The sequence below is a fragment of the Paraburkholderia kururiensis genome, from assembly GCF_034424375.1.
Classification (GTDB): Bacteria; Pseudomonadota; Gammaproteobacteria; order Burkholderiales; family Burkholderiaceae; genus Paraburkholderia; species Paraburkholderia kururiensis_A.
Map to the genome: position 1 here is coordinate 1,582,089 of NZ_CP139965.1, position 23,824 is coordinate 1,605,912.

Genomic DNA, 23,824 nt, shown 5'->3' on the forward strand with positions numbered 1-23,824 from the left:
CATTACCGTCAACCGATGCGCCCTCTGACAACGCTGGCCGCAGCGCCTTTCTCCGGAAACTGTGCCAGCCCGAGTCGAACTGCGACTGTTACTGCTTCCGCGCGGTTTTTTACTGATAGCTTGGTGTATAGATGCTTCGCATGAGACTTGACGGTTTCGGGTGCGATGCGCAAATGCAACGCAATCTGTTTATTGGTCATCCCTTGTCCCATGAGCCAAACGACCACGCGTTCGCGGTCGCTGAGACTCGTAGTCGAGGGCAATCCGCGAAGGGCATTCGCAGTCGCGACCGCACCTCGGCACGGTTGCGGCACACGTCGCGCTCGCCGTCGCGCGTCGATCAGGCTTGCGTAGGCACGCAAGCTCTGAGCATCGGTTAGCCGCGGCGGCATGTCCCCCCGCCCGAGCTTCGAGATCAGTTCGCCCACGCTGTCGTTGCAGTCCACGAGCGTTTGCATCAACCCTGCTGAAACGGCATAACGCACTAGCGCAGCGAGCAATTCGAAAGCCGTATCTTGTCGCTGCTGCTGCAATTGCACTTCCACGAGCAGCAGCGCGATCTCGACCGCGCTGATGTAATCGTGCCGCGATACACAATCGAGGTAGACATTCTGAAGCTGCTGAACATCGAAGGTGCCATTCGGCCGTGCAAGCGCGAGGCGCGCATGCGTGATGACCTGGTAACGTGCCATATCGAAGCCCGGCATACTGCCCTGCTGCGCACATGCTGCAATCTGCTCTTCCAGCCGTCGCGCGCAACCCGTCGCTTCGCCGGGCGATCCCATCCAGAGATGGATGGCCACTTGTTGTGAAAGGGACGCGACGCGCAGGCGCGACCAGCAGCGCTCGATCGCAAGTTCCTCGGCGTCAGCGAGCAAGGCCAGGGCATGGCCCGGTTGTCCACGCGCTGCCGCGATGCGCGCGAGCAAGCCGTAGCAACGAAGCACACCTTCGACCATGCCCGCGTGGCGCAGATGCGGCAGACGCGGCGCGATCAATGCATGGGCTTCGTCCAGGCGCCCCCGCTCAAAGAGCACGTGCCCAATTATGCTGGCCGGCAACACATCGATCGACGACGAGATGTCAGCGACGTGTTGTGCCATGTCGAAAGCATGCTCGGCCAATGCCTGGGCTGAATTCAGGTGCAGTTTCCGAAGTTCGGCCATTGCGTCGACTGCACAATCGAATATCGCTGTTGCGCTACGCAAGTGATCGGGGCACTCGCCTGTCTCGCCGCCTGTGAGTGCCTCAAGCTGCTCCATGTCGCCGAGCTGCCAATACACGTATGAAGAGCCACAGGTCATTTGCATGCCGGCCCGCGCCGGGCGAGCAGAACAGGTATCCGCGTCCGATGCGGGGGTACATCCGACATTTGCTCCGTTCATGCCCCTCTCCGGCCGATGAATCGTCGCAGGGTTACGACGATTCGATGGCTCACAGTCTAGTGATGACCCGGCGAAGAAGCGTGATGACCTGGTTTCGGTTTGGTAAAGGATTCGTGATTCGGAAGAAGGGCCGCCGTAACCGTTGGGGGAGGGCTAGTCAGCGTATCTGGCCTCGTTCACAAGTGCGTCGAGTCAGCCTCTCGCCCATGTGCGCGTGTGGCCGACGAGTGGCACGCGATAATCGAGTCAGCCGCCGCCGGCAAAGGGTGACGCCACGGCTTGCTCGGTTCTCAGCCCGAATGTCATGAGGATGTCGGCAGCCAGGTCGACCGCCATGCGAACGATACTGATACGGTCTTGCCATTCTGGATTCGCACCGTTGGCGCGCATCCAGACGAGCGACAGCTCGACCAGATGATCCGTCCCGAGCCAGTCATCCGTGTGCGCCATGGCCACCATATCGCCGACCAATAGATAACACGGCATTTTCGCGCGAGCTGAACGACACGCCGCGACCGGCGAGCACCTGGGGAGTGACTTCAAGGACGTCCATGGGAACCAGCGGGGAATGCGAGAGTAGTGGGTGAGGTGATTGCTGTATAGAGGATGTAACGTGAATATTGGGGTGCCCGTTCACTGCCAGATGTATCCCGCTCGACCGAGGGGCCGGCTGTCAGCGCGCGGCACGATCGGCAACCCGCGTTCGGCGACATAGCGCGCGGTAAGGGAACGTTGAACCGCAGCCATTGCGATGGTGATCAGGACAGGTTGGGCCAGCTTCAGTGATCGAGCAGTGGCGGCGTCACTACAATGCGATCCGGCCACATTCGAATCTGGATTACCTGACGCCCAACGAGTTCAAGCAGCGGTATTGTTCAACTGAAACAATCGAGGCCGTTCTCCAGGATTGAAACGGTCCGAAGAAATCAGCCTGATCAGATCGGCGGACTCGTGCCGTTGATTCATTCATTCATGAATGCCTCGTGCCGGCGTCCGTGCCGTTGCGGGGTGGCGATTAAAAAGCGGGAATAGCTAATCTAGCCCAATTTTGTGATGGCTGTGCCAGCCGGCTTTGTCTGGATCGGTTGCGGATTCCAGCCGCCGCCGAGTGCCTTGAACGTCGCGATGGCGGCGCGAGCCGATTCCGTTTGCGCCTGCGCTCTCGCGTCGGACGCCTGCAGCAAAGATTCGTCGGCGTGCAATACGTCGATGAAGCTTGCAGCTCCGCCATGGTAAGCGGCCATCGAGGAATTTCGCGCTTGAGTCAGTGACGATTCCGCGTGCAAAAGGGTGGCCGCTTGCGTCTGGCGGTTGACCAGCAATGACAAAGAATTTTCGACATCCTCGGTGGCGCGAAGTACGGCGAGGCGATAGCCGGCAAGCGCCTCGGCATCGGCTCCTTTCGCCGCGCTCACGTCGGCGTTGATGCGCGTGAAGTCGAACAGGCGCCAGCGCAACCCGACAAGACCCGCGCCTTGAGTGGCACCGCTCGTGAAAAGCGTCCCGGCTCCCGCCGCCGTTGCACTGCCCAGAAAAGCGTTCAGCGAAACGGTGGGATAGTACTCGCTGATCGCGGCGCCAATACGCGCGTTGGAGGCTGCGAGATGGCGTTCCGCAGCAATCAGGTCGGGCCGTCTTTGCAGCAGATCGGCGGGCGTGCCCATATCGGCGAGGGACGGCGCAACAGGGATGGGCGCGACAGCAAGCAGTTCTGCGCGGTGCGTACCCGGTGGCGAGCCGAGGATGACGTCAAGAGAGTTCGATGCCGCATCCAGGCCGGCATTGAGCACAGGTATGGTTGCGCGAACCTGGTCGAGGGTTCCTTGCGCCTGTTGAACCTGGTAGTTGGCGGCCGCCCCCTTCGAGTAAAGGAGCTTCACGTCATCGAGCAGTTCTTCCTGCGTCTTCACCTGCTGGTTCGCAATGTCGAGGCGTGCCTGAAGGCCGCGTATCGTCACGTAGATGTCCGCGGTCTGGGCAGCAACGGCAAGTCGGGTTGCAACGGCCGCTGCGCGGGTGGCCGAATAATCTGCCAGCGCGGCTTCGCGTTGTCTGCGCAGACCACCGAAAATGTCGATTTCCCAACCGGCTTCGAGATCAGTCTCGTACTCGCTGCCCCAGCGCTTGTAATTCGGCGTCGCGTTGAGCAGTTGGCCTTCGGGCGTATCGATTGACTGGTACGCCCGCGCCGCGGACCCCGAAACCGTCGCCGAGGGAAGCAGCGCCGCGGTGGCCCCGCCGAGCCGCGCGCGCGCCTGGTCGATTCGCGCGACCGCCTGGGCGAGGTCGAGATTCTGGGCCAGTGCGATCGAAACATAGCGCGTGAGCAGCGGATCGTCGAACCCTTCCCACCAGGCCGACAGATCCGCCGCGGCGGGGGTGGCCGCCGGGGTAGGCGGCCGGGTCATGTAGCTTTGCGCGAGCGGGACCTCGGGCTGCCGGTAATCGGGGCCCACCGTGCAGGCCGAGAGCACGGCGGCGCTCAGCAGAAGAAGGACGGGGCGACGTGAAAGCATGATGAGCCTCAAAAGTGAGAAATTAGTGACTAATATACAATATGGTCACTTGTTGTCAATCACTCTCTGAGAGGCTAAGCTTGGTGACATGACTCAGCCCAGCCCCCCCGCCCAGCCCTCCCGTGGCCCCACGGACCACGAAGTCCGCGCGCAGATTGTCGATGCCGCGACGGAATACTTCACCCGATACGGTTACGAAAAAACCACCGTTTCCGACCTCGCGAAAGAAATCGGTTTTTCGAAGGCCTACATCTACAAGTTTTTCGACTCGAAGCAGGCCATAGGCGAGGTGATTTGCGCCAATCGCCTGGCAGCCATCAACGCGGCCGTGAACGAGGCGGTGGCCGAAGTCAGTAGCGCCACCGAAAAATTTCGGCGTTTTTTCAAGACGTTAGTGGCTTCCGGCAGCCAGCTCTTCTTCCAGGACCGCAAGCTTTACGACATCGCCGCCGTGGCCGCAGCGACGCCGTGGCCTTCGGTGAGGGGTTACGAGGAGCGGATCCGGCAGCTGCTGTCGGACATCCTGCGGCAGGGCCGCGAGACCGGTGAGTTCGAGCGCAAGACACCGCTCGACGAGACTGTGAATGCGATCTTTCTCGTGATGAAGCCGTACTTCAACCCGCTGCAGCTCCAGTACAACCTCGATTCCGCCGAGGAAGCGACGACCCAGCTCGCGAGCCTGGTGCTCAGAAGCCTGTCTCCCTGAGTTTTCGTTGTGACCGTTGACTAAATTGGTCACTGGTACCAGAATGAGCGCTCCTACTCGTCGCAAGGAGCGATCTCATGTTTCGGCGTCGTCATCTTCTTTACACACTGAGCCTGACCTCGCTTGCTCTTGCGGCATGCGGTGACGGGCATGTCTCCGACCCGCGCACCGAGATTCCGCTGGTGCGCGCCAGCATCGTTCAGCACGCCCCGGGCGAAAGCCGCGCGTTCACGGGCGTCGTGGGCGCTCGGGTTCAAAGCGATCTGGGCTTCCGGGTTCAGGGCAAAGTGATCGAGCGGCTGGTCGACGTGGGCCAGACGGTCAAGCGCGGCCAGCCCTTGATGCGCATCGATCCGATCGATCTTGGGTTGCAGGCGCGCTCGCAACAGCAGCTCGTGGATGCCGCCCTGGCCCGAGCCACGCAGACCGCGGACGACGAGGCCCGCTATCGCGGGCTGGTAGCAGCAGGCGCGGTATCGGCATCGACGTACGAGCAACTCAAGGCCGCCGCCGATTCGGCAAAAGCCCAGCTCACCGCCGCGAAAGCGCAAGCCGACCTCGCGAACAACGCGTCGGGATATGCCGTCCTCCTGGCAGATGCCGACGGCGTGATTGTCGAGACGCTCGCCGAACCGGGGCAGGTGGTCACCGCGGGGCAGATCGTCGTGCGCCTCGCTCACGCGGGGCCGCGCGAAGCCGTCGTGCAGCTTCCCGAAACGCTGCGTCCGGCTGCGGGTTCGGTTGCGCAGGCAACGCTCTACGGCGCGAACAGGAAGAGCGTGCCCGCCACGTTGCGTCAGCTCTCGGATTCCGCCGACCGGCTGACGCGCACCTACGAGGCCCGGTACGTTCTTGGCGGCGCGCTCGCCGACGCGCCGCTCGGTGCCACGGTGACCATCGATCTGCCGGGTCCGGCCAGTAAGGGCGGCCAGCACGAGGCCGCGCTGGAGGTGCCGGTGGGCGCGCTGTTCGATCCGGGCACGGGCACCGGCGTCTGGACCATCGACGGGGCGCCGGCCCATGCGTCCTGGCACAAGGTACGCGTGAGCGCGTTGAGCACCGACACGGCGACGGTCACGGGCGACCTTCGCGAAGGCGAGCGGGTGGTCGCGCTGGGTGCGCACCTGCTTCACGACGGTGAAAAGGTGCGACTGGCCGATGACAGCATGGCCACGGCTTCGGTCGCCCAGAAGGGAGACACGCGATGAGCGGCTTCAATCTGTCGGCCCTTGCGGTTCGCGAGCGTTCCGTCACGCTGTTTCTCATCATCCTGATTTCCGTTGCCGGCGTCGTCGCGTTCTTCAAGCTGGGGCGGGCCGAAGACCCGCCGTTCACGGTCAAGTCGATGACGGTCATCACGGCATGGCCCGGCGCCACGGCACAGGAGATGCAGGATCAGGTCGCCGAGCCGCTCGAAAAGCGCATGCAGGAATTGCGCTGGTACGACCGCACGGAAACCTATACGCGTCCGGGCCTCGCGTTCATGACGGTGACCTTGCTCGATAGCACGCCGCCCGCCGAGGTGCCCGAAGAGTTCTACCAGGCGCGCAAAAAACTCTCCGACGAAGCTGGCAATTTGCCGGCCGGCGTGATCGGTCCGCTCGTCAACGACGAATACTCGGACGTCACCTTCGCCTTGTTCGCGCTCAAAGCCAAAGGGCAACCCGAACGGTTGCTCGTGCGTGACGCCGAAGACCTTCGTCAGCGGCTGCTTCACGTGGCCGGCGTGAAGAAGGTCAACATCGTGGGCGAGCAGGCCGAACGGATCTTCATTTCGTTCTCGCACGACCGGCTCGCCACGCTCGGCGTGACGCCCCAGGACATCTTCGCGGCATTGAACGGCCAGAACGTGCTGACGCCGGCCGGTTCCATCGATACCGCAGGCGCGCAGGTGTTCATTCGCGTGGAGGGCGCCTTCGACAAGCTGCAGAAGATCCGCGACACGCCCATCGTCGTGCAGGGCCGCACGCTCAAGCTCTCGGACGTGGCTACCGTCGAGCGCGGTTACGAGGACCCGGCCACCTTCCAGATACGCAATGGCGGCGAACCGGCTTTGCTGCTCGGTATCGTCATGCGCGACGGCTGGAACGGGCTGAACCTGGGGCAGGCGCTCGACAAGGAAGTGGCGAAGATCAATGCCGGCCTGCCGCTCGGCATGAGCCTCACGAAGGTGACCGACCAGGCCGTGAACATTCACGGGGCCATCGACGAATTCATGGTGAAGTTCTTCGTCGCGCTGCTCGTGGTCATGATCGTGAGCTTCGTGAGCATGGGCTGGCGCGTGGGCATCGTGGTGTCGGCGGCGGTACCGTTGACGCTCGCGGGCGTGTTCGTGGTCATGGCCGCCACGGGCAAGAATTTCGATCGCATCACGCTCGGCTCGCTGATCCTCGCGCTCGGGCTGCTGGTGGACGACGCCATCATCGCCATCGAAATGATGGTCGTGAAAATGGAGGAGGGCTACAGCCGCGTGCAAGCATCTGCCTACGCGTGGAGCCACACGGCCGCGCCGATGCTCTCGGGCACGCTCGTCACCGCGGTCGGCTTCATGCCGAACGGCTTTGCGCGCTCCACGGCCGGCGAATACACGAGCAACATGTTCTGGATCGTCGGCATCGCGCTGGTCACCTCGTGGATCGTGGCGGTCGTGTTCACGCCGTATCTCGGCGTCAAGCTGCTGCCCGACATTCCGAAGATCGAAGGCGGCCACGAGGCGATCTACAACACGCCGAATTACCAGCGCTTTCGCCGCTTCCTCGTGCGTGTGGTTCAACGCAAGTGGATGGTGGCAGGCATCGTGGTCGGTTCGTTCGTGGTGGCGGTGATGGGCATGAGCGTGGTGAAGAAGCAGTTCTTCCCGACGTCCGACCGCCCTGAAGTGCTCGTGGAAGTTCAGATGCCCTATGGCACCTCGATCGAGCAAACCTCGGCGGCCGCGGGCAAGGTGGAGGGATGGCTCGCTAAGCAGCCCGAAGCAAAGATCGTGACCTCGTACGTCGGGCAGGGCGCGCCGCGCTTTTATCTGGCGATGTCTCCGGAATTGCCTGACCCGTCGTTCGCCAAAATCGTGATCCGCACGAATGACGAGAAAGAGCGCGAGGCACTTAAACTCCGTCTGCGCGAAGCGGTTGCCGAAGGGCTGGTGCCCGCGGCCCAGGTGCGCGTGACGCAGCTCGTGTTCGGCCCGTACTCGCCGTATCCCGTCGCGTTCCGTGTCATGGGACCGGACGCCCGCACGTTGCGCACCATCGCCGCGCAGGTGGAAGGCGTCATGAACGCAAGCCCCATGATGCGAACCGTGAATACCGACTGGGGGCCGCTCGTGCCCACGGTGCACTTCACGCTGGATCAGGATCGGCTCGCGGCGGTCGGGCTGACCTCCAGTTCGGTTGCGCAGCAGTTGCAGTTTCTGCTGACCGGCATCCCGGTGACGAACGTGCGCGAGGACATTCGTTCGGTGGAAGTTGTCGCGCGATCGGCCGGCGAGATCCGGCTCGATCCCAACCGCATCAGCGGATTCACGCTGGTCGGCTCGGCAGGACAGCGCGTGCCGCTCTCACAGGTGGGCAAGGTCGATATCCGCATGGAAGACCCGATCCTGCGCCGTCGCGACCGCACGCCCACCATCACGGTGCGCGGCGATATCGCGGAAGACCTGCAACCGCCCGACGTGTCCACGGCGATGCTGGCAAAGCTGCAACCTATCATCGCGAAACTTCCGGAGGGCTACCGGATCGAGGAGGCCGGGTCCATCGAAGAATCGGGCAAGGCGACGAAGGCGCTCGTGCCGCTCTTTCCGATCATGGTCGCGCTGACGCTGCTCATCATCATCTTCCAGACGCGCTCGATTGCCGCCACGATGATGGTGTTCGCCACCAGCCCGCTCGGGCTGATCGGTGTGGTGCCCACGCTGCTGCTGTTCAACCAGCCGTTCGGCATCAATGCACTGGTCGGGCTCATTGCGCTGTCCGGCATCCTGATGCGCAACACGCTGATCCTGATCGGACAGATCGAGCATAACGGCCGCGAAGGGATGACGCCGTTCCATGCGGTGGTGGAAGCCACCATCCAACGATCGAGGCCGGTCATCCTCACTGCGCTTGCCGCGATGCTCGCCTTCATCCCGCTGACCCATTCGGTGTTCTGGGGCACACTCGCCTACACGCTGATCGGCGGAACGTTCGCGGGCACGGTCCTGACGCTGGTGTTTCTGCCCGCGATGTACTCCATCTGGTTCAAGATCCGGCCCGATGCCGGCGACGCACCGGCTCCGCATGTGGAGAGCGAGACGGCGATTGCATGAGTGTCGCCACGTGCATGTCTGCAATGCGAACCCCGGGCCGCGTCGTTGCGGCCCGGTTCTCCATCAAACCACAGCGTGCGCATGTCCCGCTGACGCAAACACATCCGCAGCCGCGGCACATTCCATCACCGCCATCCTTCAGGAAACGACGACGGTGAATTCAATGCCTGATTCGAAGTCCAGCGTCGTGGTCGAAAAACGCGGATTGTCGTCGAGGTAGTGCTTGTACGGTTGGACCGCGCTCTCGGCTGTGTACATGTTGTCGGCGAGTACGACCGATCCCGGGCGCAACAGATGCCCGATCTGCCTGAACAGGTCGAGATAGGCGTCGGCCCAGACGTCGATAAAGACCATGTCGAACGTATCGTCCAGTCCGGCAACGGTCTCGAATACATCGCCTTCACGCAGGTCGACATAAGCGTCCAGGGCCGCTGTTTTGACGTGCGCGCGCAGTTGTGTGCACTTGAGCGCGTCGCATTCCGTCGCGACGACCACGCCGCGGCCCAGGGTGCGCAGGGCTTCGGCGAAATACAGCGTGGACACGCCGCAGGAGCTGCCGAGTTCGAGGATTCGGGCCGGCTGTTGCGAGAGCACCATGTTGCGCAGGAATCGTCCCGTTTCCGCCGACACGGCCAATAGCAGCGGATTGCCTTGTGAAGACTCGAAGTCTTCACTGGAGAGTCCGAGCGTTTCGAGAAACCTTCCCCGCAACCGGGGAGCAAGGGCTTCGTATTCCTCCGCGAGCGTCAGAAACGCCTCGCTCGGCCCGCGGTACTGCGCGCGTGCGCGGGCCATCAACTCGGTCTGGTTTTGTTCGTGAAGCCGTCGCAGAAGAAGGGTCGTGGATGAGCCCATGTGCGTTCCCTGATGAGATCGATGACATCGATGGCGTACCCGGCGACTAAGCCCCGTCAGGCGTTCTACGCTGGGGTTTCGTCACCGGCGAATGCGGGCGCTGCTATGTCCGCCGGACGAGCGTGATAGCGCGTTCGGGGCAGGCCGTCACACACAATCCGCACGACCGGCACGCCTGCGCATTCGGCGTGTAGGCGACCTTCATTCCATGCACCCGCTGCTTGAGGCGATGCATCAAATCGAGGCCGAGGTAATCGGTCCTGTCGATGTGGCGCACCTCGAACACGGCCTCGGGGCAGACCGTGACGCAATCCGCCTTGCCCTCGCAACGTTTCAGGTCGACGACGGGCGCAATCACGCCCGGCTCCTGTTTGCAGCCGCTCGCCGATTTCTCGCGCATGTTCACGCTCCTGTGCGCCGGCTGCGGCCCGCTCGCCACGCCGTTCGGAACAGCTCGCGCTCTTCGGGCGTCATGGACTCCCATTTGCGCCAGTGGCGCCGGCCGTGCCAGCCACGGTGTCCGCGGAATCCGCCGAACAGGATGCGGCTCAATACCAGCAGGCCCAGTGCATGGACGAAGTCGATCGTACGGGCGCCGACGAACAGCGCCGGAATCACCCAGTTCCATAGCGTCATGACTATCCCTCCGAGCACGCCTATGGCGATCACTCCGAGCAGCGCCTTACCCACACATCTGATTCGAAAATTCATTCGCGGACTCCTCTAGAGATCCAGTTCGTCATAAATGGGCTGCAGCCGGGCGCGCAGATGCAAGACGGCGTAGCGTTTGCGCGCGAGCAGCGTATTGAGCGCGACGCCGCTTTGCCCGACCATTTCCTTGAAGGATCGGCCCTCCAGTTCGTGCGCGATAAACACCTCACGTTGATTCGGCGGCAGCTCGTCGAGCGCATCCTGCAAGGCCTTGAGCAACAGCGCGCGGGCGTACAGCGCTTCGGGCCCGGCATCGTGCGCCGGCAGCGCGAGGTCGAGGCGATATTCGACGTTGGCATCGTCGTCCTCGGCTTCGAGCAGCTCGGTCAGCGGCTGCTCTTTCTTCTTGCGAAAGCGGTCGATGATGCGGTTGCGGGCGGTACGGAACAGCCACGCACTCGCCTGTTCGATCGGCGCAGGAAGGCGGTAGGCCTGCACGAATTCGTGGAACACGTCCTGCAGGATGTCCTCGGCGTCGTCCGGGTCGCGTATTCGACGCCGGATGAAATTCACGAGCCTCGTTCGTTCACGCATCACTGTCGCGGTGATGTCGCGGTCTGGGTCGGTCATCGGGCGCGAAGTGGGTGGCGATTCCATGCGTCTGAAGACGTTTCAGCCGCGGGAATATTGTGGCGAGCGTAAAAAAAAATCGGCTGCTGAACGTGGCGGTTTGAGGGAATGCCTGTGGGTGTGGCCGGGAATGAGGACTCGATCACAACCACACAGTGAAGCCCGTTCCAGGCGAGAAAGCGCTCACGGTCAACCGCCAGCCATGCGCCAGCGCAATTTCCTTGCATATCGCGAGCCCAAGACCGGCTCCCTCATGTTTTGCATCGGGCGCACGCCAGAATCGCTTGAACAGAAAGGGAAGATGATCCTCGCGTATGCCGGGCCCTTCGTCACTAATTCCGATCGACGCTGCGTCGATGGTCAACAGCACGATGCCATTCGCGGGCGACGCATGGATCGCGTTTTCGACGAGGTTCTTGAGGAGAATAAAAAGCGCGCCCTTGTCAGCCCAAATGGCGGGTAGTGCGGGACGTTCTTTGATATGCAGGCTCACCTGCTTTTCATCGGCCTTACGGGCGAGATATGCAATCACCTCGTGCGCTACGTCGGCCGTGTCGACTTCGCCAAAGTCGAAATTCTGGGCGTCGCTGACTTCGGCGAGATGCAGCAGTTGTCGAACCTGTCGCGACATCAGATCGATCTCGCGGAACAACAGGTCTTTTTCGCTGATCTCGGATTGCAGCTCGATCTGGCCGCGAATCAAGGTGAGCGGCGTTTGAAGCTCATGCGCGGCGGTCGCAAGAAATTGCTGCTGGACTGTAAAGCCCTTCTCCAGTCGTTCCAGCGCGTCGTTGAATGCGTTGATCAACGGCTTGATCTCGCTCGGAATGCCGCGAGCCGAAAGACGCGTTTTCAGATTGCGCGGCGTGATCTGCGCTGCCGCATCGGACGCGTCGCGCAGCGGCTTGAGCACGCGGCGAATCGTGAAGGGCAGGGCCAGCCCGAAGATAACGACGGCAAAGAGCAGGGTGACTCTCACAAGGGCCGGAATCGGCTTGACCTTCAGGCTGACGAGCGCTTCGATGAAACGTCTGCTTGTCGCGGTCTGCACGTAGTACACGGACCGGCCTCGCACGACCTGCTGCGTCGCCACGGAGAACCGCTCCCCGCCGATCGTCGCGTGCACGATCTTGCCTGCGTCCCCGGAAAGGTCCCCGGCAAGCCAGGGGCCATCGCGTTTGCCGCCGTCCGAAGCCAGCAGGATGTGTCCTTGTTCATCCAGTATCCGGTATTTGAGTTCGGTGGACGCCACCCGGAACAGCCAGCCTTCACGCTCCGGAAGTTTTACGGAAACAGGCATGTCCTCGTTGTCGAAGTTGATTGCGCCAACCACGTTGCGGACGTTTTCCATCAACTCCCGTCGACCCAGCGTCTGCTCCGGATAGTGATCGAACACATAGATCACGAGGGCAGCCAGGGCGGTCAGGCTGATGGCCAGTGCCACGACGGTTGTCACCCATAACCGCGCAGACAGACTTCGAATCCAATGATCGAGCACGACGCCCCTTTCCTGAAAGCGGTATTGGCCTGGGCGGCCGGACGACGGGACACGTCATGCATTTCCGTCAATCTCGACCGCCCAATGGCTGGAACGAAAAACCTCCCGTTTATACGCGCTCGTGTTGCGGTGCATGGGGTCCGCGCCCGTCATCGAAGGCTTCCTGAAGGGTAAAGCCCGTGCCGCGAAGATTCACGAGTCGCACGGTTGCGTTGATCGCGGCCAGCTTCTTGCGCAACCGGTGCACGGTTACTTCCAGTGCATTCGGTGTGACTGCTTCGCCGAGTCCCCATGCGGCATGCTCGAGCGCCGCGTGCCGAACCGTGCGACCGCCCGCCTCGATGAGGCACGACAGGATCTGCAGTTCCGCCGGCGCGAGCAGGATGGACGATGCGCCGCATCGCATCTCGCGTTGCCGGGGGTCCACCGTCACGCCGCCGAACGACATGACCAATGCGGTCAACGACGCCGGGCGGCGCATCAGGGTACGCACCCGGGCAACCAGTTCGCTCATTGCAAACGGCTTGGTCAGGTAGTCGTCTGCGCCGCTTTCAAGACCCTCCACGCGATCGTGCAAGGCATCGCGGGCCGTCAGCATAAGACACGGTGTCATCTGATGCGCCTTGCGCAGCGTACGCAGGAAGGCGAGCCCATCGCCGTCAGGAAGGCCGCGATCAACGATCCACACTGCGTAATCGGCCCGACGCACGCCGTAGGAAGCCTCGGAGACAGTGTGGAACAGGTCTGCCTCGATGCCCACGCCGGCGAGAGCCTGCCTCACCATGTCGGCGAGACGTTCGTGGTCTTCGACAATTGCGACTCGCGCCATGGAACTGAACTCACTTGAACTGGTACATGTAGCCGATCCTGATATCTGGAATGAAGCGCTTGCCGACCAGCGGACTGTCGGTGATGCCGCTGCCCAGGTGCGATACGCCCACGTCCAGCACGAAGCGTTGGTGCTTCGTGAAGTTGTAATCGACACGAGTTCCGAGCGACGTGCTCCAGGTTGCCGTGCCCGTGTAAGCCGGGCGTCCGGGGCGCGCTTCGGAAGGGCGCACGCCGTAATAGTAATTCACGTATTTTCCGCTTAGCCATTCGATGCCCACGTGCGGGGTAAGCGAAAAATCTCCGACATCGAATGATTTGCTGTAATCCAGAGCGGCCTTCTCGCCCTTGTTTCCGCCCAACAGATAGTTGCCGGACAGCGTGCCGAACGCGGTGCGCCATGCGAGCGCCGGACCGTACCAGAAAGCGCCGTTCCGGTCTTCCATGCCATTCAGGATTGGCGCATCTGACTGCTTGTAGCCATCGCCCAGCGAATACTTTCCGCGAAGTGCAACGCTCACGCCATGCCAGGTGCCGACTTTCAGGTCAAGCGTGGTGCCAAGGAGATGCACCCACTTGTCGTCGAAGTAAACCAACGGAAAGGGTTCAACTTTCGTCCCGTATCCCTTGTAGGGCGATTGCCCGACACCCACGCCCGCACCCAGGCCCCAGCGCGTCACGTTCGTCGCATTATTCAGGATCGTAAGCCCCGAGCTTGCCGCATCGGTCGGGTCGGGATTTTCTCCTTCGGCCCACGCTGTCCTCGAAAAGAGTGCAAGCATGGCTGCGATGAAGATGACGGGCCGAACCGACAAAAAGTTTTTTTTCACGATCGCTTCCAGAAAGTCAGCAGACAAGAGGGGACTGACTTTATGGGAGCTCGACTTACCGCTCACTTACCGATTTGATTGGCCGGCAATGAGCGCTTGATTGCCGGCTCAAAGAGCGTTGCAGACGGCGTGCATCCGCGGGCCACTTTAATGCGCGTAGCCCTGTGGCCACGCCAGCAGCGTATCGATCAAGGCGCTCGCAGAGATCCGCATCCAGCGGTAGGCGACCCCAGACGGGTGATCCATCCATTGTTCCCGCGCGGACGATTTACCGTCATGCGTGCGAGGGCGGCTGGCGGCCATATTGGCGGGGAGCGCAATTCATGATCCGTTTGAAGGCTGCGCTGAAGGACTTTTCCGATTCATACCCGAGCGCGAGGCCGATTTCGGCGATCGAGTCGCGCGAGTGCGTCAGCCTGGCAGCGGCCAGATTCATCCGCCAACGCGTCAGATAGTCCATCGGCGAGAGCCCGACGAGTTCCTTGAACCGGAGCGCGAAACTCGTGCGTGACATGGCCGCCTGCTCGGCCAGCGTCTGTACGGTCCATTTCGCTCCGGGCGTCTCGTGCATGGCGTTGATCACCGCGCGTATCCGTTTATCCGCGAGCGCGAAAAGCCAGCCGACGGCTTCATTGCGCCCGCCCGCAAGCTGCAGCCGCAACGCTTGCACAAGCACGAGCGTGGCCAACTGCTGCGCGACGATGGCGCCGCCTGGCTGCGCTTCGCGCAATTCCGCTCTCATGCGCTCGATACACCATCGCAGCGTTGACGGACCCGGTTCCTCCCGAACGTGAATGACCGCGGGGAGCACGTTCAAAAGCAGATCGGCCTGACCATCGGCCAGCGTGAAATATCCGCCCACGCTAAGGAATTCGCCGCCACCGTTGTGCGTCACGATGCGGCCGTCCCTGACCTGCGGGACCAGAGTACCGAACGCGACCGGCGCTGCCGCCAGATTGCTCGCGATGCAAAAGGGCTTGCCTCGCGCGAGCAGAAAACACTCGCCTTCAGTGACCTCAAGGGGCTCCGGTTCGCCATCGACGCTGAGCCAGCACCGGCCCCGCAGCACCGCATGAAACTTGATCCCGTCGAATGACGCGAATTTCACGGCCCAGTCGCCGGCCGCATCGAAGCCGCCGGAAACGTAGCTTTGCAGCTTCAGGAGGGACAACACATCGGAGAGTGGATCCATGACGAAGTTCGAACGATCGAATACCAGAAGCGAACTCTAAGGCATGGATCGTTCCGGTTCAACGCCCTATGCTGCACCCGTCATTCAACGGGAGAGGTGCGATGAGGATATTCGTGACCGGGGCGACCGGCTGGGTCGGCTCTGCGGTTGTGCGTGAATTGGTCGGGGCAGGGCATCAGGTTACGGGCCTAGTCCGATCCGCAGAGCGGGCGGCCCAACTCGGGACGGCCGGCGTGCGGACGCTCGTGGGGTCGCTCGAAGATATCGGGCGCCTGCGGGAAGGCACTTCCGAAGCCGATGCGGTGATACATACCGCGTTCAATCACGACTGGTCCCGCTTTGCCGAGAACAGCGCGGTAGAACGGCGTGCGATCGAGGCGATCGGTGCGGCGCTTGAAGGATCCGACCGGCCATTCCTCGTCACGTCCGGCGTCGCCTTGTTGGCCCCTGGTCGCATCGCAACCGAACAAGACATCGCGCCACCCGTTTCTGAGCGATTCCCCCGCGCGTCGGAGGCGGCCGTGAGGGAATTGGTCGCGCGGGGCGTGCAGGCCACCACGATACGCCTCGCGCCATCGGTTCACGGTCTGGGCGACCATGGTTTTGTGCCGCGTCTTGCGGCCATTGCGCGCGAGAAGGGCGTCTCGGCTTATGTGGGCGAAGGGCTCAACCGCTGGCCCGCCGTGCATCGGCTCGATGCAGCTCGTGTCTACCGTCTGGCTCTCGAGAACGTGACGGCGGGGCCGTTCCACGCAATCGGCGAAATGGGCGTAGCGCTCAAGGACATCGCCGCGGCGATAAGCGATAGCCTCGGCCTGCCGCTGGTTTCCCTTTCCGCGGAAGAAGCCTCCGCGCATTTCGGGTGGTTTGCACCCTTCGTCGCGATCGACGCCCCTGCGGAGAGCCGTCACACGCAAGCGATTCTGGGCTGGACGCCGCAGCACCGGGGGCTCCTCGCGGACCTCGCCGATCCCGGTTACTTCCGCATCGAACCGGCCGGCTCGTCCCATTGAAGCGGGACCGGGGGAGACGACCATGCGGGTCTTCATCACAGGCGCGACGGGCTTCGTCGGTTCCGCCGTCGTTCGCGAACTCGTTACGGCGGGCCACGCGGTGACGGGCCTCGTGCGTTCGGCTCATACGGTTGCCTCGCTCGAGGCCATGGGGGCGAAGGCATGTCGCGGGACGATCGACGTCCCCGTGGTGCCTTTGCCTGGTAAAGACTGTGCGAGGCATTTCGGCTGGCTTGCGCGATGGAGGCCGTTAAACGCCCACGTTGCCATGCGGTGGGTACTGAACCGGGCCGACGCGAGCCGGATCAAGGTACCGCTGCTCGACGTTGCGAACTGGACGGACTGGAGCACCGCGGGCTATCGCTTCGCCGCCAGCAAGGACAAATGGCTGCGGATTCAGACCGGAGACCACTTGACGCCTTTCTATTCGGAAGAGGCGCTCGCGCTGCAAAAGCGCTTCTTTGATCATTTCCTCAAGGGCCTGGATAACGGTTGGGAAAAAGAGCCGCGCGTCGCTGTGCAGATCCGCCGGCCCAACGGAACAGTCTGGAGGAGCGCTTCCGCCTGGCCGCTGCCGGGCACGCGTTGGCAACGCTACTATCTCGACGCGGCCAATGCTTCGATGACGCCGGATAGCGAGCATCTGGCGTCCGCTGAGAAGTCGTACGCGGGACTTGAGGGTGGGCTGACTTTCACGACGAAGCCCTTCAGCGCGGAGACGGAATTCACCGGCCCGATCGGCGTGAGGCTATGGGTCGGTTCCTCGACGACGGATATGGATATCTTCGCAGCCCTCAGGCTGATCGATCCGCAGGGAAGGGACGTCACCTTTGTGGGCAACAGCGATCCGAACGTGCCGCTGGATCTCGGATATCTGCGCGTGTCGCACCGCGCCGTCGATCCGGCGAAGTCGACCCCCTACCAGCCTTTCCACCCGCATGCCACTTCGGAGCCGATGACGCCCGGGGAACTCTATCCCGTCGACGTCGAATTTACCGAGCCGACGAGCATCGTCATTCCAAAGGGTTATCGACTCGCGTTGACGATCCAGGGCAAGGATTTCGGATACGGACCGGATGCGAACATTGTGCACGCTGACGATTACGCACTTCCCGACGCCCACAACTCAGGGCTCTTTTTCGCCGCTCATCCGAACCGCGACGCCACGCTGTATGGCGGAACGAACACGATCGCGACCGGCGGGGAACATGTGTCGTACCTGTTGCTACCGCGCATTCCGCGTTGATGATGACGCTGCTGTCGTATACGGCCGTCGCTCTGACGCTGCTCGCGGGCCTGTCGCTTGTGATTTTCACGGCGCTCACGGGCGTGCCGACGCTTTCCTCGAGAGGCGTCGAAGCCTCCGACGTCGTTGCGCTGCTCAAACAGGCAAATCTTGCCCGGTCTGCCGTGATCGTCGATCTGGGAAGTGGGTGGGGCGCGCTGGTGGTGGCAGTCGCGCGCGCATTTCCCGAAGCGATGGTGGAAGGGATCGAGATATCGCTATTTCCGTACCTGATATCACGCCTGAGAGCGTCCGGGTTGCCGAACGTTACGCTTCGGTGGGGCGATTTCCATCGCAGTAATCTTCGCCGCGCCCATGCGATCGTTTGCTATCTGATGCCGTCCGCCATGCCGGCGGTCAGCAATCTGCTCGACAGGGATCTGAGGCCTGGCACAGCCGTCGTTTCCAATACATTCCTGTTCCGGGGGCGCACCGCCGGCGCGGTTCGTCGAGGCAGCCAGCGCGGGCTCGTCGCACTCTATTTCTGGCCCGCCCGCCGCCGGGTAGCCGACGACCGCGAATAAGTAACGACGCGTCGCCACGGCTGCGATGGCGGCATCCGCTCAGGCGGACCATCCGGTTTTCTGTGCCTGACGAAGCGAGCCTCGCACGACCATGCGATGGAACGGCGCGATCAATGCGATATAAGCGCGGCCGAGCAGTTGGTTGTAGAAAACGAGCGTAGTCACGATCACCCGGCGGGGGCATTCATCGGAGGAGGGCTGCAAGAGCACCGACACGCGGAAATTCAGATGCGTGTCGTCTTCCCCGAGCACGATCTCGTTCGGATATCGCCCGAATACGCGGAAAATGTTTATCCTGTCGCCGCCCGCGGCCCGGAGGTCCGCGGCGCGCCTTATACCAAACGGCCGTACCAGCAGGTCGCGCAATTCCAGCAGCGCCGCAATCCATTCGGGCTGATGGTCGAAGATGTACCGGGCGATAAGCTCTGCGTCGTGGGATGCGGTCTCCGGCAGATCGACCGAAAATGCGTCGGCAAAATCGGCTCGACCGTAAGAGGACATCAGTTGGGACGCCGGCGGCAAGCTTGCCGGCTCGATCTTCGCGTCTGTGTGCATATCGACCACCGAGATGACGTTGGGCCAGCGCTATGCGGTCGGATCAGCGAGATTCCGCCATCGACCGCTTACCAGGCGCCTAATATAGGCCAGGACGTTTTTTTGCGCTGGAGATGGGCAGGGGCGGAAGGCTACGCGGAGAATGCACGATCGCTCATCGAACAATGGCAAGACATCTCGTTTGCGACAACACCACGCGGCCATCATGCATCTCATCCCGATGAATTCGTCCTACGTTCTTGACGTTGGAGCCGGTATCGGAACCGACGCCGCTGCTTTCGCGGCGATGGAGCACACCGTCGTGGCCGTCGAACCGGTGGACGCATTCCGGGTTGCCGGAATCGCACAGCATCGTTCTCACCGGATCGAATGGCTCGACGAACGCGGCGATCTGGCGAGCCGCGTTTGTCAGCGGGTGTGTTCGATGCGAGTTTTCACATAGCCTCGGGCAGACGCTGCCATTGGACTGAAACTTCCGGATTGGCGACAATCGCACTTATCGTTTCGCTATGGACAGGCGATGGACGTGAATGGCGTTTTTAAGGAAAACCATGTATGAGATCAGAAAGGCTGCAAGCATTCACTGATGGCGTCGTGGCAGTCATCATCACCATCATGGTGCTTGAAATGCACGCTCCGCACGACGTGACGTTTCAGGCCCTGGTCGCGTTGTGGCCGATCTTCATGTCCTATGTTCTCAGTTATGTTTATGTCGGGATCTACTGGAGCAACCACCATCACTTCGCGCACCTGATCCGCGAAGTCACTGGCGGCATCCTCTGGGCCAACCTCGGGTTGCTGTTTTTCTTGTCGCTCATCCCGTTTACAACGGCATGGGCCGGGGAGCACGGCTTTGCGCCGGTGCCCACGGCACTGTACGGCGTCTCGCTGCTCACCACCGCGCTCGCCTGGAACGTGCTTCAGGTTGCGATCGTGCACGCTCAAGGCAAACAGTCGGTGATGAAGCAGGCCCTGGGTTCCGACTGGAAGAGCAAGATTTCACCTCTGCTCTACCTTGCAGGCATTGTGCTGGCCTTTGTTGCGCCGGTGGTGTCCTACCTTCTGTATGCCCTCGTTGCCGCGCTGTGGATCATTCCCGATCGGCGGGTCGAAAGATTTCTCAAGGAGTTCGAGCGCAATTAAGTTTGCTGACTGTCTGTTGTTGAAAGTGTCGGGGGTCTTCAACGGGTTGCGTTGAGCGGGTCGCCTGGACCGCTCGCTGCGGTTTCGATGCAAGACGATGAGCCCGTAGTCGGCCACAACTGGCCGTTCGACATCGCTCCACGAATCGTCGACAAAACGCCCCTCTCGGTCACAGCACACCGACGAGCAGCTTGATGGAAGTCGTCTGGAATCCAACCCGACAGATGTCGACGCGTTAGCCACCGCCGCCCATGCCGGCCCATGCGAGCCTCTGCGAACGCATCTTGATGTATTCCGGATCAGAGGACAACGCCGGAGACGGTTGACTCCAGGTCAACGCGGGAGGTGGTCCGAGATAAAGGATGGCGTCGAACTGTTCCTGCATTACAGGGGAGCGGATAGGATCGACATAAATCTCTACGGTCACACCGTCATGCTTGGTAAACATGGCATGCGGATAATATGAGGCAAAGCTTGCCTCCCCGAGTGGGGTGCCGCGAATGTGCGCAAGGCTGGGAGTTGGCCAAGAGGTGACGTCGGCCTGTAGTGTTGCCAGATCAACAAATACCGGAACCCAAACAGAATAGACTTCGACGCCCTGCCTTTGCAGCAACGAAACGATGCCATCGGGTAGTGGCTTGAATTGGTGGTTCACCAGCTCTTGTTTTTTCGCGTGCCAGTAGAGGTTCCTACGCAACAAATGCATGCCACCGTAGATGACCAAGGCGCGACGCTGTTTGGCCAGCACTTCACGTTGGATAATGTCTGCTGGGCAGCTATCACGGTCGCCAACGGCATTCCAGGCTTCAACGAGTTCTTCGGCGCTGCTGATTTTCGACCAGTCGATTGGTGGATCGCCCAACAAGATACGGATTTGACGGTCTTTCGGGAGTGAGGAATTTACTTCGCGGACTTCACGAAAAAGCCCCTCAAAGACAGGACGATCCCAGACGTCGTGGGGTTGTGTCGTGTTTTGCCATGCTTGGCGAAGTTTATCTTCGGGGACGTATTCCCCTGCAACAAACCGGTCTATCAACTCCTGATAAAGAGAATTGCCACTTTCAACCACGATATCGTTCACCACGTGAGCAAATCGAGCGTCCCGGATCAGCGAAACCCGAAATGCATAAGCTTGCTCACATCCGTGGCCACCGTCGCAAATCGCGACGACATTGTGGGACTCAAAAGCTTCAAGGACACCGGTGATTGGATCGATAGGACTTGCAGCTGTTGTCATCGTGCGAGCTCCATGGTCTGGTGGCCAATATAAAGTCCTTGACCACCAAGTCAATTTATGAATATCAGACAGACGGCAACCTTCTACGTGCTTCGTTTGTTTTAATGTCCGCTTCGTAGGAAGCCGACCGTCCCTTGTGGACCGCTTCATACCTTTGCACGACACACGAGCCCCTCAGCTCACGCGCCCTTGACCCGCAACCGCCGCCAGCGACCTATGATTGCAACGGCCGTTTGAATCCGCCAGGAGTAACAGCGCCTGTTTCCTGGATTTGCGGAGCGGCGCATCGGCCAAAGTGGTCGCCTATAGAGCGCACCCGGAATGGCGGTTCAGGGTAGAGGCGTGGCTTTTAGGATCCTCCCCACGATCTGGTATTGCCGCGCCCGCGTGGTTGCTCATTCAAGATCGGATGCGTACGCTTTCCGCGCTGCCGTTATCTGTTCAGAGTTTGCCGCAACCCATTCGGCAAGACCACGAACGGGACACAAGAAATCTTCGCCAAGCGCGGTAAGGGCGTATTCGACCTGAGGTGGCTTGGAGGGCGTGACGGTCCGTGTCACGAAGCCATTCTCCTCGAGCTCCTTTAGCGTCTGCGTCAGCATCTTCTGACTGATCTCCCCTATGTCTCGACGAAGCGCATTGAACCTGCGGGGCCCGCGTCCTAATGTTCGGACCACAAGCACGGTCCATTTATCGCAGATACGCGCGAGCATCCGGCTGATGTGTTCGCACGCAGCAGGATCCTTTTGGTCACGTGGTTTCGAAATGGTGCCTTCTTGTGCGCTCACTGGGATCCTCGTAGTCTGGTTTCGTTTAGTGACTAAGAGTCGCTAACACAACCTGGACATGCAGCCATGAAAGCCATATCCTGGCGTGATGTCCAGACGAAAAATCAGTAATGAACTATGGGCGGCGTTGGAGCCGCTGATTCCGTTGTTCGAGCCGTCGCCCAAAGGTGGCCGACGCCGCACGGTTGATGACCGTGCAGCATTGAACGGCATCCTGTATGTCCTGCAAACAGGCATCCCGTGGGAAGACCTGCCGCAGCAACTGGGTTTCGGCAGCGGGATGACATGCTGGCGACGACTGCGGGACTGGCAGGCCGAAGGCGTATGGGAGCAACTGCATCTGGCGATGCTTCGCCGGTTGCGTGAGCATGACCAGATTGATTGGGAGCGGGCGAGCCTTGATGCCGCTAGCGTTTCCAGCCCCCGGGGGGGCAGGAAACCGGCCCGAACCCGACAGACCGGGGCAAGCTCGGGTCGAAACGGCACATCGTCGTAGATGCACGCGGTATTCCTCTGGCCATCACGGTCACGGGTGCCAACCGCCACGACTCGATGGCGTTCGAGCCCACGCTCGATGCCATTCCGGCAGTCTCGGGCCTCAATGGCGCGCCCCGTAAGCGCCCAGACAAGCTGCATGCGGACAAGGGATATGACTTTGCACGTTGTCGGCATTATCTGAAGCAGCGCGGCATCACGGCACGTATCGCCCGACGCGGGGTGGAAAGCCGCGAGCGGCTCGGACGGCATCGCTGGGTGGTCGAGCGCACGCATGCCTGGTTTGCCGGTTTCGGCAAATTGCGCATTCGTTTCGAACGGCGTCTCGACATTCATATGGCGTTGCTTTCCCTGGCGGCTGCCGTTATCTGTTCACGCTTCGTTGACGACTTGTGTTAGCGACTCTAAATTACATGAGTAAACCATGACTGTTAAGCCCCGTATCGCCCTTATCATTGGCTCGACGCGCCCGACCAGATTCGCTGACAAGCCGGCTCAGTGGATGCTGAGGCAAGCCAGGGCCCGCGATGACATCGAAGTCGAAGTGGTCGATCTACGCGACCATCCTCTGCCTTTTTTCTCCGAGGTGGCGTCGAATCTACGCGCGCCGAGCCAGGATCCCGAAGCCGTTCGGTGGCAGCAAACCATCGGCAAATTCGACGGCTACATTTTCGTTGTCGCCGAGTACAACCACTCGATCACCGGCGTACTCAAAAACGCGCTCGATCAGGCATATAAGGAATGGAACCGCAAGCCCTTCACCGCAATTGGCTATGGCGGTCTGGGTGGAGCGCGCGCAGTCGAACATCTGCGCGGAATCGGTGTGGAATTGCAAATGGTCTCGACGCGAAGCGCGGTCCACATTGGCGGAAGCGACTTCATGGCCGTGTTGCCGATGGGCGGGAATAAGGCAATCGAGGAGATCGAGGCGGGTCTCTTACCTGCAGCCACAGCCGCACTCGACGAACTCGTCTGGTGGGCTAAGGCGACGATGGCCGCCCGTGCGGCAACGGCTTGATTATCGGCAGCGGGTTCAGCTACCACGACACGCAAGGAATGAGGAGCGGCGCGGGCGCCGAGACTTCGGCCACTTTTGACCGATGGCTCAACGACACGCTGGTGGGGTCGCCTCCAGACGAGCGGCGGCAACGTCTGATGAACTGGAGTGCTGCGCCGGCAGCCCGTGCCGCACACCCGCGTGAGGATCACCTGATTCCCCTGATGGTCGCGGTGGGCGCTGCGGGCAACGATATCGGCACGCGCGTCTATCACCAGAGCGACTTCATGGGGAAAATCACGGTATCGAGTTACCGCTTCGGCGCGCCCGTCGTCCAGAGGGCAGAATGATCGGGGACACAGTCACTGCCCCCGAAACAGCCGATACATGGAG

The 23,824-nt window shown here is 61.5% G+C and carries 25 protein-coding genes and 2 pseudogenes; 13 read left to right on the plus strand and 14 right to left on the minus strand.

From position 1 onward, the window contains the following. Positions 1 to 8: 8 nt before the first annotated feature. Positions 9 to 1,385, minus strand: coding sequence for a LuxR C-terminal-related transcriptional regulator (locus U0042_RS07120; RefSeq protein WP_114815133.1), 1,377 nt, complete (start codon positions 1,383 to 1,385; stop codon positions 9 to 11). A 246-nt stretch (positions 1,386 to 1,631) separates the two neighbouring features. Further along, positions 1,632 to 1,835 carry a hypothetical protein gene (locus tag U0042_RS07125; protein ID WP_157977920.1) on the minus strand — a complete coding sequence of 68 codons (204 nt, stop codon included), beginning with the start codon at positions 1,833 to 1,835 and terminating at the stop codon, positions 1,632 to 1,634. Between the two features lie 332 nt (positions 1,836 to 2,167). Here U0042_RS07125 and U0042_RS07130 point away from each other — a divergent pair. After that, positions 2,168 to 2,296, plus strand: a pseudogene (locus tag U0042_RS07130) (integrase core domain-containing protein); the annotation flags it as partial. A gap of 126 nt (positions 2,297 to 2,422) precedes the next feature. Here the strand turns inward: U0042_RS07130 and U0042_RS07135 are convergent. Further along, positions 2,423 to 3,901 carry an efflux transporter outer membrane subunit gene (locus U0042_RS07135; RefSeq protein WP_114815135.1) on the minus strand — a complete coding sequence of 493 codons (1,479 nt, stop codon included), beginning with the start codon at positions 3,899 to 3,901 and terminating at the stop codon, positions 2,423 to 2,425. An 88-nt stretch (positions 3,902 to 3,989) separates the two neighbouring features. Between U0042_RS07135 and U0042_RS07140 the strand changes: the two genes are divergently transcribed. The 3 genes from U0042_RS07140 to U0042_RS07150 all read left to right on the plus strand — a co-directional run bounded on the left by U0042_RS07140 (position 3,990) and on the right by U0042_RS07150 (position 8,910). Beyond that, positions 3,990 to 4,607, plus strand: coding sequence for a TetR/AcrR family transcriptional regulator (locus tag U0042_RS07140; protein ID WP_114815136.1), 618 nt, complete (start codon positions 3,990 to 3,992; stop codon positions 4,605 to 4,607). A 77-nt stretch (positions 4,608 to 4,684) separates the two neighbouring features. Then, on the plus strand, positions 4,685 to 5,815 hold the full coding sequence (locus tag U0042_RS07145; protein ID WP_114815137.1) for an efflux RND transporter periplasmic adaptor subunit: 1,131 nt from the start codon (positions 4,685 to 4,687) through the stop codon (positions 5,813 to 5,815). Continuing rightward, a complete protein-coding gene (locus U0042_RS07150) occupies positions 5,812 to 8,910 on the plus strand; it encodes an efflux RND transporter permease subunit (protein ID WP_114815138.1) in 3,099 nt (1,032 codons plus the stop codon). The genes U0042_RS07145 and U0042_RS07150 overlap by 4 nt, the downstream gene beginning before the upstream one ends. A gap of 138 nt (positions 8,911 to 9,048) precedes the next feature. Here U0042_RS07150 and U0042_RS07155 read toward each other — a convergent pair whose 3' ends face one another. The 8 genes from U0042_RS07155 to U0042_RS07190 form a co-directional block, all read right to left on the minus strand. Continuing rightward, on the minus strand, positions 9,049 to 9,765 hold the full coding sequence (locus U0042_RS07155; protein ID WP_114815139.1) for an O-methyltransferase: 717 nt from the start codon (positions 9,763 to 9,765) through the stop codon (positions 9,049 to 9,051). A 103-nt stretch (positions 9,766 to 9,868) separates the two neighbouring features. Beyond that, on the minus strand, positions 9,869 to 10,165 hold the full coding sequence (locus U0042_RS07160; RefSeq protein ID WP_114815140.1) for a 4Fe-4S dicluster domain-containing protein: 297 nt from the start codon (positions 10,163 to 10,165) through the stop codon (positions 9,869 to 9,871). A 2-nt stretch (positions 10,166 to 10,167) separates the two neighbouring features. After that, on the minus strand, positions 10,168 to 10,476 hold the full coding sequence (locus U0042_RS07165) for a hypothetical protein (RefSeq protein ID WP_114815141.1): 309 nt from the start codon (positions 10,474 to 10,476) through the stop codon (positions 10,168 to 10,170). A gap of 12 nt (positions 10,477 to 10,488) precedes the next feature. Continuing rightward, the gene (locus tag U0042_RS07170; protein ID WP_198665438.1) at positions 10,489 to 11,073 is read right to left on the minus strand and encodes an RNA polymerase sigma factor; all 585 of its coding nucleotides are present in this window, start codon (positions 11,071 to 11,073) and stop codon (positions 10,489 to 10,491) included. 115 nt (positions 11,074 to 11,188) lie between these two features. Next, the gene (locus tag U0042_RS07175; protein WP_198665439.1) at positions 11,189 to 12,544 is read right to left on the minus strand and encodes a sensor histidine kinase; all 1,356 of its coding nucleotides are present in this window, start codon (positions 12,542 to 12,544) and stop codon (positions 11,189 to 11,191) included. Between the two features lie 109 nt (positions 12,545 to 12,653). Further along, entirely contained in the window at positions 12,654 to 13,373 is a 720-nt protein-coding gene (locus tag U0042_RS07180) for a response regulator transcription factor (RefSeq protein ID WP_114815144.1), read from the minus strand. Between the two features lie 10 nt (positions 13,374 to 13,383). Then, positions 13,384 to 14,202 carry a MipA/OmpV family protein gene (locus U0042_RS07185; protein ID WP_232833622.1) on the minus strand — a complete coding sequence of 273 codons (819 nt, stop codon included), beginning with the start codon at positions 14,200 to 14,202 and terminating at the stop codon, positions 13,384 to 13,386. A 274-nt stretch (positions 14,203 to 14,476) separates the two neighbouring features. Beyond that, positions 14,477 to 15,394 carry an AraC family transcriptional regulator gene (locus U0042_RS07190; RefSeq protein ID WP_114815145.1) on the minus strand — a complete coding sequence of 306 codons (918 nt, stop codon included), beginning with the start codon at positions 15,392 to 15,394 and terminating at the stop codon, positions 14,477 to 14,479. Positions 15,395 to 15,495: 101 nt separating this feature from the next. On the opposite strand from U0042_RS07190, the gene U0042_RS07195 reads away from it, so the two are divergent. The 4 genes and pseudogenes from U0042_RS07195 to U0042_RS07210 all read left to right on the plus strand — a co-directional run bounded on the left by U0042_RS07195 (position 15,496) and on the right by U0042_RS07210 (position 18,216). Continuing rightward, a complete protein-coding gene (locus U0042_RS07195) occupies positions 15,496 to 16,407 on the plus strand; it encodes an SDR family oxidoreductase (RefSeq protein ID WP_114815155.1) in 912 nt (303 codons plus the stop codon). A 22-nt stretch (positions 16,408 to 16,429) separates the two neighbouring features. Then, positions 16,430 to 16,588 (plus strand): annotated as a pseudogene (locus U0042_RS07200) (NAD(P)H-binding protein); the annotation flags it as partial. An 87-nt stretch (positions 16,589 to 16,675) separates the two neighbouring features. Continuing rightward, positions 16,676 to 17,653 carry a CocE/NonD family hydrolase C-terminal non-catalytic domain-containing protein gene (locus tag U0042_RS07205; protein ID WP_232833624.1) on the plus strand — a complete coding sequence of 326 codons (978 nt, stop codon included), beginning with the start codon at positions 16,676 to 16,678 and terminating at the stop codon, positions 17,651 to 17,653. Further along, positions 17,653 to 18,216 (plus strand): methyltransferase, encoded by a 564-nt coding sequence (locus U0042_RS07210; protein ID WP_114815147.1) that lies wholly within the window; start codon positions 17,653 to 17,655, stop codon positions 18,214 to 18,216. The genes U0042_RS07205 and U0042_RS07210 overlap by 1 nt, the downstream gene beginning before the upstream one ends. Before the next feature lie 39 nt (positions 18,217 to 18,255). Here the strand turns inward: U0042_RS07210 and U0042_RS07215 are convergent, their stop codons facing one another. Further along, on the minus strand, positions 18,256 to 18,771 hold the full coding sequence (locus tag U0042_RS07215; protein WP_114815148.1) for a DUF2867 domain-containing protein: 516 nt from the start codon (positions 18,769 to 18,771) through the stop codon (positions 18,256 to 18,258). Positions 18,772 to 18,976: 205 nt separating this feature from the next. On the opposite strand from U0042_RS07215, the gene U0042_RS07220 reads away from it, so the two are divergent. Continuing rightward, entirely contained in the window at positions 18,977 to 19,213 is a 237-nt protein-coding gene (locus U0042_RS07220) for a hypothetical protein (protein WP_114815149.1), read from the plus strand. Between the two features lie 113 nt (positions 19,214 to 19,326). After that, a complete protein-coding gene (locus U0042_RS07225) occupies positions 19,327 to 19,914 on the plus strand; it encodes a TMEM175 family protein (RefSeq protein ID WP_114815150.1) in 588 nt (195 codons plus the stop codon). Between the two features lie 235 nt (positions 19,915 to 20,149). Here the strand turns inward: U0042_RS07225 and U0042_RS07230 are convergent, their stop codons facing one another. Further along, positions 20,150 to 21,151, minus strand: coding sequence for a hypothetical protein (locus U0042_RS07230; protein ID WP_114815151.1), 1,002 nt, complete (start codon positions 21,149 to 21,151; stop codon positions 20,150 to 20,152). 395 nt (positions 21,152 to 21,546) lie between these two features. Beyond that, the gene (locus U0042_RS07235) at positions 21,547 to 21,939 is read right to left on the minus strand and encodes a winged helix-turn-helix transcriptional regulator (protein WP_232833623.1); all 393 of its coding nucleotides are present in this window, start codon (positions 21,937 to 21,939) and stop codon (positions 21,547 to 21,549) included. Between the two features lie 88 nt (positions 21,940 to 22,027). On the opposite strand from U0042_RS07235, the gene U0042_RS07240 reads away from it, so the two are divergent. From U0042_RS07240 to U0042_RS07250, 3 genes are all read left to right on the plus strand, one after another. Then, positions 22,028 to 22,833 (plus strand): IS5 family transposase gene (locus U0042_RS07240; RefSeq protein WP_155773625.1). Its coding sequence is split into 2 segments (ribosomal slippage): positions 22,028 to 22,358 and positions 22,358 to 22,833, totalling 807 coding nucleotides; the frame shifts between segments, so codons are not numbered across the junction. A gap of 25 nt (positions 22,834 to 22,858) precedes the next feature. Further along, positions 22,859 to 23,452, plus strand: coding sequence for an NADPH-dependent FMN reductase (locus U0042_RS07245; RefSeq protein WP_114815179.1), 594 nt, complete (start codon positions 22,859 to 22,861; stop codon positions 23,450 to 23,452). Then, positions 23,449 to 23,781: a hypothetical protein gene (locus U0042_RS07250; RefSeq protein WP_232833626.1), complete on the plus strand. Its 333-nt coding sequence runs from the start codon at positions 23,449 to 23,451 to the stop codon at positions 23,779 to 23,781. Before U0042_RS07245 ends, U0042_RS07250 begins: the two co-directional genes overlap by 4 nt. Positions 23,782 to 23,824 lie beyond the last annotated feature (43 nt).